The following is a 14,383-nucleotide window of genomic DNA, read 5'->3' as shown; positions in this document are numbered from 1 at the left end:
TTAGCAACAGAGCATGAAGACAATATTATTTCATGTTCGGATATTTTTTTGCCCTATGTTTCAGATAAAACGAAAAAAAATGGAGGATTATTTGTTTGCTATTTCTTTTTTTGTCTATCTTTGCGTCAAATTTAATTCTGTTACCTAAGAAGTAACACACATACCTCACTGCTTATTATCAGCATTTTACCTATTTACCCCTAGTTACATAGCAATTTCTAACGTAAGATAAATTCATTTTATTTACTTCTGTACGTTCTTGCAGATTGAAACCTTTCAGATAGATTTGTGTTGTTTTTATAGATTTGTGGCCTAATGATTCACTTATCATTTCAATAGGAACTCCGCGATATTTAGCTGTTGTTGCCCAAGAGTGACGAAGAGTGTATGAAGATACAGGCGAATTTAGATGAAGCACTCTTGCCAAATCCTTCAAACGATTATTAAACTTTCGAAGTGCAGACTGATATTCCCGATAAGCTCCTTCATCTTTCCGTTTTTTGTCGCCAGACAGGATATCAAACAGATAATCGGGACAGTCAGAAGGAGTCACTTGGTTACTTCGAAGCTGATTAATCATTTCCTTCGCAGTATCAAGTACTTCCACACTCATAGGAGTCTTAGTCTTGATACGATTATATCGTAGCACATTACTGTCTAAGGACGACTTTTCCAAATGAGCCAAATCGGCAAATGACATTCCACAAAACTGAAACATCAAAGCAGCAATAGTTTGTGTATGACGCAAGCGCTCCGATTTGGGATCATCATACAAAAGCCTGTGAAGCTCGGCAACCGGCAAGGCTTTCTTTTGCCGGATATCCACCCCTGTATAGACATCGTGAAATAATCGGTGCACATAAGGGGCACTCCCCGATTCTACTCCTCTATTATAAATGCTGCGAAGCATACGCATATATGTAGAAACCGTATTAGGTTTCAAGCCACATTCATATAGGTACTGCCCATAACAACGCAAACGTCCCCGGGTCACTTGCCTGAACGATACATTGAACGTACCGCAAAACGTAGTGAAAGATAAAAGGGCATTCTTATAGACATGCGCCGTAGAATACCGTCCTTCTTTCCGTAAACGCTCGATATACATCTCTGCACATCGGCTAAATCCATTTTTATTCATTTTTTGCATCACAAATAATTTTATAAATAATATAATGTATGAGAAAGAACAAAAATAAGCTACTTTATGATTTCGACCACTATAAAAATAAAAAGATAAAGGCTCGAATAATGTTTTTTCGATTATTTATTCGCACAAATCAAAGAAAGTGCCTATCTTTACCACAAGTATTTTTTATTATTCACCATTAAATGTAAAGATTATGGCAAGTAGAAGAGAACTAAAGAAAAACGTAAACTATATCGCAGGAGAGTTGTTCACCGAGTGTTTAATCAACAGCATGTTTATCCCTGGAACAGATAAGGATAAAGCAGATGAGCTGATGTCTGAAGTATTGAAGATGCAGGATGAATTTGTGACCCGTATCAGCCACACAGAACCGGGCAATGTGAAAGTTTTTTATAAAAAATTCCGTGCTGATTTTAATGCAAAGGTAAACGAGATTATTGAAGCTATCGGAAAATTGAACTAAAAACAGAATGAAGAAAGCAATTTATAGCTTTATCTATTACCGCCTGTTAGGGTGGAAAACAAACGTTACGGTACCTAATTATGATAAATGCGTGATATGTGCCGCACCACACACAACGAACTTTGATTTATTTATTGGAAAACTATTTTACGGTGCTTTAGGCCGCAAGACAAGTTTCATGATGAAAAAAGAATGGTTCTTTTTTCCATTAGGATTAATTTTCAAAGCTGTAGGCGGGATTCCCGTAGATCGTGGACGGAAGACTTCATTGGTAGACCAAATGGTTCACCACTTTAACGAATGCAAAAAGTTTCATCTGGCCATTACCCCCGAAGGAACCCGGAAAGCCAATCCAAACTGGAAAAAAGGATTTTATTATATCTCCCTCAAAGCGCAGGTGCCTATCGTATTGATTGGCATCGACTATGAAAAGAAGACGATTTCGGCAACCAAAGCCATTATGCCTTCGGGAGATATTAATAAAGACATGAGGGAAATCAAGCTCTATTACAAAGATTTCAAAGGAAAACATCCTGAGAACTTTGCTCTTGGAGAAATATGATTTAAGTATTAGACAATAAGTACTAACCATAATGGATTCCATTCGAGTTTCTATCATACAAACCGATATCGTTTGGGAAAATAAACAAGAAAATCTCCGTTTGCTCCACGAAAAGCTACAAAGCCTCCGTGGAACAACGGAGATTGTTGTTTTACCGGAAATGTTCTCGACAGGGTTCAGTATGCAAAGCCAGACATTAGCAGAGCCCAATTCCGGCAAAACAATCTCTACTTTGAAACAATGGGCATCCTTATTTCAACTGGCTATCTGTGGAAGCTATATTGCCACTGATAACGGACAGTTTTATAACCGTGCTTTCTTCCTCACTCCCGAAGGAGAATACTATTTTTACGATAAACGCCATTTGTTCCGCATGGGACGTGAAGCCGAACACTTTTCCGCAGGTAACAAACGGATCATCATTCCCTATCATGGGTGGAATATCTGCCTGCTTGTATGTTACGATCTCCGTTTTCCTGTGTGGAGCCGGAACGTCAAGAATGAATATGACTTATTAATATATGTAGCAAACTGGCCTATCCCCCGTCGCCTGGCTTGGGACGCTTTGCTCCGAGCACGTGCTTTGGAAAATCAATGTTATGTATGCGGTGTCAACAGAACAGGCATGGACGGATATCATCTTAAATATAATGGAGGAAGCAAAATCTATTCCGCTTTCGGAGAAGAAATAACCTCATTGCCGGACGAACAGGAAGGAATAGCTACGACAAGCCTCCAACTGGGTGCTCTCAACCGGCTCAGGGAAAAGTTTCCGGTTTGGAAAGATGCAGACGAATTTCATCTTTAGTATTTGCTATAAAACAAATGTTAAAAACGGCTTGATATAGCAACAATACCTAGATGTTAGTAGTTAAACATATAGACTTCTTTTGTATCTTTGTCGTGAAAATACAGTCGTAAGGACGCTAATCTTACATAACTTAATAAACAACTTTATGAAAACAAATCTTAGTTCTCAAATCAGCCTCCACCGGGTCTCCCCCAGATACTACAGACCGGAGAATGCATTTGAAAAATCAGTCTTGACAAGACTCGAAAAAATCCCTACGGACATCTATGAATCTGTAGAAGAAGGGGCTAACTATATTGCTCGAGAAATAGCACAGACCATCCGCGAAAAACAAAAAGCAGGACGTTTCTGCGTATTAGCACTTCCCGGAGGTAATTCACCCAGCCATGTATATCAGGAACTGATCCGTATGCATAAAGAAGAAGGCCTTAGCTTCCGTAACGTGATTGTATTTAATATGTACGAATACTATCCGTTATCTTCTGATGCAATCAACAGTAACTTCAATGCATTGAAAGAGATGTTGTTGGATCATATTGATATTGACAAACAGAATATATTTACTCCTGACGGAACAATCGCCAAAGATACAATCTTCGAATATTGCCGGTTGTATGAACAACGCATTGAAAGTTTCGGAGGAATTGACATTGCTCTGTTAGGTATCGGTCGCGTAGGCAATATCGCATTCAACGAACCGGGTTCCCGACTGAATTCTACCACCCGCCTGATTTTGCTGGATAATGCTTCACGCAATGAAGCATCTAAAATCTTCGGAACGTTGGATAATACGCCGATCAGTTCTATCACAATGGGAGTATCAACTATTCTCGGTGCAAAGAAAGTCTATTTACTTGCGTGGGGTGAAAATAAAGCAGCTATGATTAAAGAATGTGTAGAAGGACCTATCTCTGATACCATTCCTGCATCTTATCTGCAAACTCACAACAATGCCCATGTAGCCCTTGACCTCTCGGCTGCTATGAACTTAACCCGTATCCAACGCCCTTGGCTGGTTACTTCTTGCGAATGGAATGATAAATTAATCCGCAGCGCTATCGTTTGGCTATGCCAGTTGACAGGTAAGCCTATTTTGAAATTAACAAATAAGGATTACAATGAAAACGGTCTGAGCGAACTTCTGGCATTGTATGGTTCGGCATACAATGTGAATATTAAGATATTCAACGATTTGCAACATACTATCACAGGTTGGCCGGGTGGCAAACCGAATGCTGACGATACTTACCGTCCGGAACGTGCCAAACCATATCCGAAACGTGTGATTATCTTCTCTCCGCATCCAGATGATGATGTAATCTCCATGGGTGGAACACTCCGTCGTCTGGTAGAACAGAAACATGAGGTGCACGTAGCTTACGAGACTTCCGGCAATATTGCCGTAGGTGATGAGGAAGTAGTTCGTTTCATGCATTTCATCAACGGATTCAACCAACTCTTCAACAACAGCGAAGACCAGGTTATCAATGAGAAGTATGCAGAAATACGTAACTTCCTGAAAGAAAAGAAAGACGGTGATATGGACAGCCGTGATATACTTACTATCAAAGGCTTGATTCGTCGTGGTGAAGCACGTACCGCTTGTACTTATAACAATATACCACTAGAACGTTGTCACTTCCTCGACTTACCATTCTACGAAACAGGTAAGATTCAGAAGAACCCAATTAGTGAAGCGGATGTGGAAATCGTACGTAACCTGCTTCGTGAAGTGAAACCTCATCAGATTTTTGTAGCCGGTGACCTCGCAGATCCTCACGGAACACACCGTGTATGTACGGACGCCGTATTTGCTGCCGTCGACCTCGAAAAAGAAGAAGGTGCAAAATGGTTGAAAGACTGCCGTATCTGGATGTATCGTGGTGCATGGGCTGAATGGGAAATTGAAAACATTGAAATGGCAGTGCCTATCAGTCCGGAAGAACTTCGTGCAAAACGTAACTCTATCCTGAAACATCAGTCACAAATGGAAAGTGCTCCGTTCCTGGGTAATGACGAACGTTTGTTCTGGCAGCGCAGTGAAGACCGTAATCGTGGCACAGCTACTTTGTACGACCAGTTAGGTCTGGCTTCTTACGAAGCTATGGAAGCATTCGTAGAATATATTCCGCTATAAATAGAAAAGCTCTTAATTAAGAGAATATAAAACAATGAAAGAAGAGTGGGAAGTTTCGATACTTCTCACTCTTTTTTGTTTATTTTTGCGGGGAAAACCTAAAAGCATTGAATGATGAAAAAAATAATAGTGTTCTTCATATATCTGACAATGGGGATTAATATTCTTTTTGCCCAAGACATCGAAAGTAATATAAAAGAGCGGCTAACGGATTATTTCAATAAATATACCGCAACTGCCAAAATCAGCACCCCAAAACTGAATAGCTTCGACATTGATTATGACCGCAAAACAATTGCTGTTTATGCCTCTGAAAGCTTTGCCTACCAACCTTTTCGGTCGGAAACCGTAGAGACTATTTATAATCAAGTAAAAGATTTACTTCCCGGTCCGGTTCATTACTACCAGCTCACTATTTATGCAGACGGCAAGCCGATTGAAAATTTAGTGCCCAACCTTTATCGAAACAAGAAAAAAGATAAGGAACGGATGTCTTTGGACATTGATTATAAAGGAGTTCCCTGGGTGAAAAACATCTCACGCCCCAATGAAGTATCACGCGGGTTACAAGACCGCCATATCGCTGTCTGGCAAAGCCACGGTAATTATTTCAAAAACGATAAAAACGAATGGGGCTGGCAACGCCCCCGCTTGTTCTGCACAACAGAAGATCTGTTCACTCAATCTTTTGTTCTTCCTTATGTAATTCCGATGTTGGAAAATGCAGGCGCCGTTGTCTACACGCCTCGCGAACGGGATACGCAAAAGAATGAAATCATTGTGGATAATGATACGCCTAACGCTTCTCTCTATCTGGAGGTAGGCAGTAAAAAAGCTAAATGGGACAGAGCCTCGGTAAGAGGATTCGCCCAAAAGAAAACAATCTACCAAGATGGGGAAAATCCTTTCGCAGACGGTACTTGCCGAATGATCTCCACAGAAAGAAAGAAAAAGAAGAACAAGGACCAAGCTTTTGCCGAATGGGTACCTACCCTGCCGGCAACCGGAACATACGCTGTTTATGTTTCTTATCAGACATTACCCAACAGCGTAAGTGACGCCAAATATCTTGTCTTTCATAATGGAGGGGTTACGGAATTTAAAGTAAACCAAAAGATAGGCGGAGGAACTTGGGTATACCTCGGCACCTTTGAATTTGACAAAGGCAACAACGATTATGGCATGGTGGTATTGAGTAATGAAAGCAGCGAACATGGTGTAGTATGTGCCGATGCGGTGCGTTTCGGTGGAGGAATGGGTAATATTTCCCGCGGAGGAAAGATAAGCGGATTGCCGCGCTATCTGGAAGGGGCACGCTACTCTGCCCAGTGGGCGGGAATGCCTTACGATGTATATGCCGGGCGTAAAGGCGAGAATGATTATGCGGACGATATCAACACACGCTCCAATACAATCAATTATCTATCGGGAGGTTCTGTTTATAATCCTACGCAACCAGGGCTAGGAGTACCATTGGAAATGACAATGGCACTTCACAGTGATGCCGGATACAGCAAAACGGACGAAATCATCGGTTCGCTCGGCATTTACACTACTGATTTCAATAACGGCAAACTGAATATGGGAACGGACCGGTATGCTTCACGTGATTTGGCGGATATTCTGCTCACACAAATTCAAAAAGATATTCGTTCAAGCTATAATCTCCCTTGGACACGGCGCAGTATGTGGAACCGGAATTATAGCGAGACACGGCTTCCGGCTACGCCTTCCACCATTATCGAGCTGCTTTCACATCAGAACTTTGCCGATATGCAGCTCGGCCATGACCCCAACTTCAAATTCACGGTAGGACGCGCCATTTACAAAGGAATTTTGCAGTTTATTACCAGCCAACATGATAAAGATTATGTGGTACAACCGCTTCCTGTTAGCAACTTTGCTATTCGTTTCGGCAAAAAAAAGAATACGCTGGAACTTTCGTGGAAAGGAGAAGATGACCCGCAGGAGCCTTCAGCACGTCCACGGGAATACATTGTATATACACGCATTGGTTACGGAGGTTTTGACAACGGAACTTTAGTCAGCAAGTCTTCATACACTGTTAAGATAGAGCCGGGACTGGTTTATTCATTCAAAGTAACGGCCGCAAACAGAGGTGGAGAGAGTTTCCCTTCTGAAATACTCTCAGCCTACAAAGCAAAACGTGAACGTGAAAAAGTTTTAATCATCAATGGATTTGATAGGATCAGCGGTCCGGCCGTCATCAATACTCCGGATAAAGCAGGATTCGACTTAGAGCAGGATCCGGGAGTTCCGTATCTGTCGAATTTCTCATTCTGCGGAGTACAAAGCGGATTCGACCGCACACAAGCGGGGAAAGAAGGGAAAGGAAGTTTGGGGCACAGCAGTAGTGAATTGGAAGGAATGAAAATAGCAGGAAATACATTTGATTATCCATTCATTCATGGGAAAGCGATTCAGGCAACCGGAAAATACAGTTTCGTATCATGCAGTGACGAAGCGGTAGAAAACGGAATCGTCACGTTGGAAGATTATCCGATTGTAGATTATATCTTAGGACTTGAGAAAGAGGATGCGTCAACTAAGGCTTATTACAAAACATTTTCTTCGGCAATGCAACGCATTATCTCCAGTTATTGCCAATCCGGCGGAAATATACTTGTGAGTGGTGCATACGTAGGCAGTGACATGAATGGCACGCAAGGAAACAGGGAATTTACACAAAGAGTTCTGAAATATGGGTATCAAGGTAGTCTGACGGACAAAAATTCTAATCGGATCAACGGACTCGGACGCACAATCAGTATTCCCCGATTGCCCAATGAGAACAACTATGCGATCCCCGCTCCGGATTGCATTGTCCCGGTAGATTCCGCATTTCCGGTATTTACTTATGCGCCTGGCAATCAAAGTGCAGGTATTGCCTATAAAGGAAACTATCGTACCTTCGTACTGGGTTTCCCTTTTGAAAGTATCCTGTCGGAAGCAGACCGTGCAATCGTTATGGCAGGCATATTGGGATTCTTTACTCAAAAATAAGAGTTCATTGCAGGGAAACAAAAAATATCCCTTTTTATAGCCTGTTTTTCATTTTAAATTCTATCTTTGCAAGAAACAATAACTCTTAAAACTAAAGAACAATGTATACTATACAAGCAAATCCCAGCGGTACACGCAGCATAGAGGTATCTACTGAAAATCTAAGAACAATTGAAAAATATTCTCTGTTCCGTCACCTGATTGACAGTACAGGTATTGTAGACGAACCGGTGCTGGACAAACTGAAATTGAATGTCCGCTCTCTTATCGCCAGTCAGGAAGAAGACAGTAAAGATTTGCTGGATCTTTGTATTGATGTGATTTATCACAATAATATGAAAGCGTTCGGCCTGCAACAGCTTATCAAGCTCTATCTGACCTGGCTCTCCAGTCCGGAAGCAGAAGAAGAGGAGGAAGAATGATTACGGTGGATACCCGGGGAACAACGGCATACAGTCCGTTAATTCCCGCAATCAAAGCCATGTGTAACGCTGTTCCCGGCGAAACGCTAGAAATCATCATGAACCATGCCGACGCATTTCAGGATTTAAAAGAATATCTGTCAGAGCAAAGCATCGGCTTTCGTGAGATCTATGACGGCGAACAGTTGACTGTGCAATTTACAATCGCAAAGAAATAACTACAAAGCGATAAAGCATAAAGTTATAAGGTGATAAGAGGCGTGGCTGAACTTTATAGCCCTATCATCTTATAACTTTATAAGTTTATCCGTATCTTTGCGGCATGAAAGATTTTCGACTGACTGACTGGTTACCTACAACAAAAAAAGAAGTAGAACTTCGCGGCTGGAATGAATTGGACGTCATTCTTTTCAGCGGTGATGCATACGTAGACCACCCTTCCTTCGGAGCGGCTGTTATCGGACGTATCCTCGAAGCAGAAGGATTAAAAATTGCTATCGTTCCCCAACCAAACTGGCGCGATGACCTGCGTGACTTCAAGAAATTGGGACGCCCCCGTTTATTTTTCGGCATTTCCGCCGGAAGCATGGATTCAATGGTCAATAAATATACTGCCAACAAACGCTTGCGCAGCGAAGACGCTTATACACCGGACGCCCGCTCGGATATGCGCCCGGAATATCCTTCTATCGTTTATAGCCAAATTCTGAAAAAGCTATATCCCGATGCCCCCGTAATATTAGGAGGTATCGAAGCAAGTATGAGACGCTTGAGCCATTACGATTATTGGCAGGACAAAGTACAAAAAAGCATTTTATGTGACAGTGGCGCAGACTTGCTGATCTATGGTATGGGCGAAAAACCTATTGTAGAATTAATCCGCAAAATGAAAAACTTGCTCCCCACAGAACAAGCCACGTTGACAACCAACGAATTTAAAACGATCGTCGGAACAATTCCTCAAACAGCCTATCTTTGCCGTGCAGCAGAATGGACGGCAGCCGAAGAAGACATTCAACTTTATTCTCACGAAGAATGCCTGGCAGACAAGAAGAAGCAGGCAAGCAACTTCCGGCATATTGAAGAAGAATCCAACAAATATGCAGCTTCACGCATCACACAGGCGGTAGGAAACAAAGTGGTAGTAGTCAATCCTCCATACCCTCCGATGAGTCAGGAAGAACTCGACCATTCGTTCGATTTGCCTTATACCCGGCTGCCTCATCCCAAATACAAAGGGAAGAGAATTCCTGCGTATGATATGATTAAATTCTCCGTCAATATTCACCGGGGCTGTTTCGGTGGCTGCGCATTCTGCACCATCTCGGCACACCAAGGGAAATTCATTGTCAGCCGTAGTAAGGCATCTATCTTGAAAGAAGTAAAAGAGGTGATGCAACTACCTGATTTCAAAGGATATTTAAGCGATCTCGGCGGTCCTTCTGCCAATATGTATCAGATGAAAGGAAAAGACGAGGCGATTTGCAAGAAGTGCAAACGCCCCTCATGCATACATCCTAAAGTTTGTCCGAACTTAAATTCAGACCACCGTCCCCTATTGGATATTTATCATGCGGTAGACGCTCTGCCCGGTATTAAGAAATCCTTTATCGGCAGTGGAGTACGCTATGACCTGTTACTACATCAAAGCAAAGATACGGCAACCAATCGCAGTACGGCCGAATATACCCGTGAATTGATAGCCAGTCACGTCAGTGGGCGGTTAAAGGTAGCTCCGGAACATACAAGCGACCGTGTATTGTCCATCATGCGCAAGCCTTCTTTTGAACAGTTTGAAACATTCAAGAAGATATTCGACCGCATCAACCGGGAAGAAAACCTGCGTCAGCAGCTCATTCCCTATTTTATATCTTCACATCCCGGATGCAAAGAAGAAGATATGGCGGAGCTTGCCGTTATCACCAAACGCTTGGACTTCCACTTGGAACAGGTACAGGACTTCACCCCTACTCCTATGACAGTAGCGACTGAGGCTTGGTATACCGGATTTCACCCGTACACACTGGAACCTATCTTCAGTGCTAAAACACAGCGGGAAAAACTTGCCCAACGACAATTCTTCTTCTGGTATAAGCCCGAAGAACGGAAAAACATTATCAATGAGTTGAGACGTATCGGACGTCAGGACCTGATAGATAAATTATATGGAAAGAAGAAATAATTCTTCTTTCCATATAAACAAAAACGATTAAAAGAGTTCCTCATTAACAATATATCATTCTTTCACCGGCAACGCCACAACTTCTTGCAACACACTCACCGCAGTTTCCACATTAGTCACATCTTTTATCAGCATACTTCGCTTGCCGTTCTGTTCACGCAGGTCACAACGGCGGGTATATTTCATCATATAATCTATCACTTTACCGAAAGCCTGACTTTGATAGAACGGACTATCCGGGTTGGAGACAAAGAACAACGTCATCCGACCACCTTTCAGGAAGATCTTCTCCGCTCCCAAGCGTGCTGCCAGACGGCGGAGAGGAACAATACGAAGCAATTCTTCCGTTTCCGGCGGAACAGGTCCGAAACGGTCCTCCAGACGGGAACGGAATGCCTCTACGTCTTTATCCAGCATCAAACCGTCCAATTCACGATAAAGCAACATACGTTCGCTACTGCCCGTCACGTAATTAGCAGGCAATAACAGTTCAAGGTCACTTTCCACCTGACATTCATCCACAAAACCTTCACCGCTAATCTGCCCTTCACCTTTGATTTCATCCGCATACAAATCTGCAAATTCATCATTCTTCAATTCGTGAACAGCTTCGGAAAGAATCTTTTGATACGTTTCATATCCCAGGTCGGCGATAAATCCGCTTTGCTCGGCTCCAAGCAAGTTACCGGCACCGCGAATATCCAAATCCTGCATGGCGATATGGATACCACTGCCCAAATCACTAAAATTCTCAATTGCTTGTAACCGACGGCGTCCCTCTGCTGTCAGGCTACTCAACGGAGGAGCCAACAAATAACAGAACGCTTTCTTATTGCTGCGCCCTACACGGCCACGCATCTGATGAAGGTCACTCAAACCAAAATTCTGCGCCTGATTGATGATGATCGTATTGGCATTCGGAATATCAATGCCACTTTCAATAATAGTAGTTGCAAGGAGTACGTCATAGTCATAGTTGACAAAATCAAAAATGATTTTCTCCAGTTCGGCAGGTTCCATCTGCCCGTGTCCAATTGCCACACGACAGTCAGGGATATGGCGTTCAATCATCGCTTTTAATTCGGGCAGGTTTGCTATCCGGTTGTTGACAAAAAACACCTGTCCGTTACGACTCATTTCAAAGTTGATAGCGTCCGTTATCACTTCTTCATTAAAGGTATGCACTTCGGTCTGAATCGGATAACGGTTAGGCGGCGGTGTAGAGATCACACTCAGGTCTCGCGCACCCATTAATGAGAATTGCAGCGTCCGGGGAATGGGCGTGGCAGTCATAGTCAATGTATCGACATTTACCTTCAACTGACGTAACTTCTCCTTGACGGAAACACCGAATTTCTGTTCCTCATCAACAATCAGTAATCCTAAATCCTTGAACCGGACATCTTTTCCCAAAATACGATGAGTACCGATAAGTATACCGACATCACCTTCCTTCAATTCTTTCAGCACCGCTTTTGCCTGTGCGGCCGTACGTGCACGGCTCAGATATTCCACCCGGCAAGGCAATCCCTTCAAACGTTCGCGGAAGGTCTGGAAATGCTGATAAGCAAGCACCGTGGTCGGCACCAGAACTGCAACCTGCTTATTGTCCGCCACCGCCTTAAAAGCTGCCCGGATAGCCACTTCCGTTTTTCCAAAGCCTACATCCCCACAGACGAGACGGTCCATTGGGCGGTCACTCTCCATATCGGTCTTCACATCGACAGTAGCTTTGCTCTGATCGGGTGTATCTTCATAAATAAAAGACGCTTCCAACTCACGCTGCAAGAAACTGTCGGGACTATAAGAAAAGCCTTTCTCCTGACGACGTTGCGAATACAACTTAATCAAATCGCGGGCAATATCCTTGATTTTGGTTTTTGTACGCTCTTTCAGTTTCTCCCATGCCCCCGTTCCCAACTTATTAAGGCGGGGAGCTTCGCCCTCCTTACCTTTATATTTAGAGACCTTATGCAAAGAATGAATCGAGACAAACACCACATCCTCATTTTGAAAAACCAGTTTCAGAACTTCTTGCGTAGTATCTCCATTCGGAATACGCACCAATCCGGAAAAACGTCCGATACCGTGGTCCGTATGCACCACATAATCACCCGGAGTAAACTGATTCAGTTCTTTCAAGGACAGGGCCACTTTACCTGAACGAGCCTTATCGCTTTTCAGATTATATTTATGGAAACGGTCGAACAACTGGTGATCTGTAAAGAAACAGAGACGCAATGTGTTATCAACAAAACCTTCATGCACAGTACGTTCTACAGGAGTAAATTTGATCTTATCCCCTCGGTCTTCGAAGATTGCCCGGATACGATCCGTCTGCTTCATGCTGTCACTACAAATATAAAGGGTATATCCTTTTTCCAAATACTCCTTGAAAGAGCCGGCTACCAAGTCGAAGTTTTTATGAAAGATAGGCTGTGCGGAAGTATCAAAAGTGACGCTGGCATTCGGAGTACCGGTCGGCTTGTTACCAAACTCCAGCCGGCGGAAATCAAGTGCACGCACGGTAAATTCACTGCCGTCTATCAGTTTGCCTTCCAACGTAATACCGCCATTTTCTTCGACTTCCTGTACGGCTATCGCCTGCGGTGTCAACGCCTCATCGTGCACGACCTGAATCCGTTCACGCAACCAAAGGAAGTCACGCATTGCCAAGGTAGTCTCTTTCGGTATGAAATCCAAAAACGAGGTAGTAACATCTCCCGTCACAGCCAAATCGGGCACGATAGACACTCCTTCTTTCTTCTCCCGAGATAGCTGGGATTCAACCTCAAAGGTACGGATACTCTCTACTTCGTCTCCAAAAAAGTCAATGCGGTAAGGATATTCCGAAGCAAAAGAAAAGACGTCGATGATGCTACCACGAACGGCATACTGCCCCGGCTCATATACATAATCCACATATTCGAAACCATAACTATGCAACACATCCGTGATAAAGGTCGTGTCTACCTTCTCGCCGACATTCAGTTTCAGAGTCTTATCGCTCAATTCTTTACGGGATACGACTTTCTCCGCCAATGCATCCGGATAGGTGACGATGCACAAGCCCTTCTCCCCTTTCTGCAAACGGCTCAATACTTCCGTGCGGAGAATCTCATTTGCCGCATCTTTTTGCCCGTACTTAATGGAACGGCGGAACGAAGAAGGAAAGAAAAGTACAGTTTCTGTCCCCAACACTTGCGTCAAGTCGTGATAAAAATACCCCGCTTCCTCCAGATCGCCCAGAATAAAGACAAAAGGACAACCTCCCTCCTGCACCAATATAGAAGAAAAAAGCGAAGCAGCAGACGCATATAATCCTCCACAAAAAATAGTTTGAACAGAAGTATCCTTCAACAAACGCTTCATCATTGCCATGTTAGGATGGGCAGCATATAGTTGTTGCAACTCAGTTATCGTCATACCTATAAAAATTTCCCCGCAAAAGTACAAAAATAACGCGAGCACCTTGTACATTACCGTTAGAAATTAAAGGCAGTACCGCTTGAATTTAATTCTATTTCCCCATTCGTTTACTTCTCAATATACTATCCTTTATTCGTTTGACAGCTGTTGAGTTTTCGTCTAACAGCTGTCAAACGAAAGTTCAACAACTGTCAAACGCAAAC

10 protein-coding genes are annotated in these 14,383 nt (G+C 43.1%); 8 read left to right on the top strand and 2 right to left on the bottom strand.

The window, feature by feature from the left end; all coding sequences use genetic code 11:
• Positions 1-190: 190 nt before the first annotated feature.
• Positions 191-1,150: a tyrosine-type DNA invertase cluster 3b gene (locus tag CGC64_RS10115; protein WP_032855173.1), complete on the bottom strand. Its 960-nt coding sequence runs from the start codon at positions 1,148-1,150 to the stop codon at positions 191-193.
• 193 nt (positions 1,151-1,343) lie between these two features.
• On the opposite strand from CGC64_RS10115, the gene CGC64_RS10110 reads away from it, so the two are divergent.
• The 8 genes from CGC64_RS10110 to CGC64_RS10075 all read left to right on the top strand — a co-directional run bounded on the left by CGC64_RS10110 (position 1,344) and on the right by CGC64_RS10075 (position 10,751).
• Entirely contained in the window at positions 1,344-1,613 is a 270-nt protein-coding gene (locus CGC64_RS10110; protein ID WP_005677810.1) for a hypothetical protein, read from the top strand.
• A 7-nt stretch (positions 1,614-1,620) separates the two neighbouring features.
• Positions 1,621-2,175, top strand: a complete 555-nt coding sequence (locus CGC64_RS10105) for a 1-acyl-sn-glycerol-3-phosphate acyltransferase (protein ID WP_005677808.1) — start codon at positions 1,621-1,623, stop codon at positions 2,173-2,175.
• A gap of 31 nt (positions 2,176-2,206) precedes the next feature.
• A complete protein-coding gene (locus CGC64_RS10100; protein WP_005677807.1) occupies positions 2,207-2,983 on the top strand; it encodes an amidohydrolase in 777 nt (258 codons plus the stop codon).
• A gap of 148 nt (positions 2,984-3,131) precedes the next feature.
• Entirely contained in the window at positions 3,132-5,123 is a 1,992-nt protein-coding gene (locus CGC64_RS10095) for a glucosamine-6-phosphate deaminase (RefSeq protein WP_005677806.1), read from the top strand.
• Between the two features lie 114 nt (positions 5,124-5,237).
• A complete protein-coding gene (locus CGC64_RS10090; protein WP_032855206.1) occupies positions 5,238-8,147 on the top strand; it encodes a golvesin C-terminal-like domain-containing protein in 2,910 nt (969 codons plus the stop codon).
• 101 nt (positions 8,148-8,248) lie between these two features.
• Positions 8,249-8,569, top strand: a complete 321-nt coding sequence (locus tag CGC64_RS10085) for a hypothetical protein (protein WP_005677804.1) — start codon at positions 8,249-8,251, stop codon at positions 8,567-8,569.
• Positions 8,566-8,787: a sulfurtransferase TusA family protein gene (locus CGC64_RS10080; RefSeq protein ID WP_005677803.1), complete on the top strand. Its 222-nt coding sequence runs from the start codon at positions 8,566-8,568 to the stop codon at positions 8,785-8,787. The genes CGC64_RS10085 and CGC64_RS10080 overlap by 4 nt, the downstream gene beginning before the upstream one ends.
• A gap of 104 nt (positions 8,788-8,891) precedes the next feature.
• A complete protein-coding gene (locus CGC64_RS10075; RefSeq protein WP_005677802.1) occupies positions 8,892-10,751 on the top strand; it encodes a YgiQ family radical SAM protein in 1,860 nt (619 codons plus the stop codon).
• Between the two features lie 54 nt (positions 10,752-10,805).
• Here the strand turns inward: CGC64_RS10075 and mfd are convergent, their stop codons facing one another.
• A complete protein-coding gene (mfd, locus tag CGC64_RS10070; RefSeq protein WP_032837632.1) occupies positions 10,806-14,177 on the bottom strand; it encodes a transcription-repair coupling factor in 3,372 nt (1,123 codons plus the stop codon).
• Positions 14,178-14,383 lie beyond the last annotated feature (206 nt).

Origin of the sequence: Bacteroides caccae, assembly GCF_002222615.2 — a bacterium.
GTDB lineage: Bacteria > Bacteroidota > Bacteroidia > Bacteroidales > Bacteroidaceae > Bacteroides > Bacteroides caccae.
Note: the sequence above shows the minus strand (reverse complement) of the source record. Positions and strands in the feature narration are given on the sequence as shown.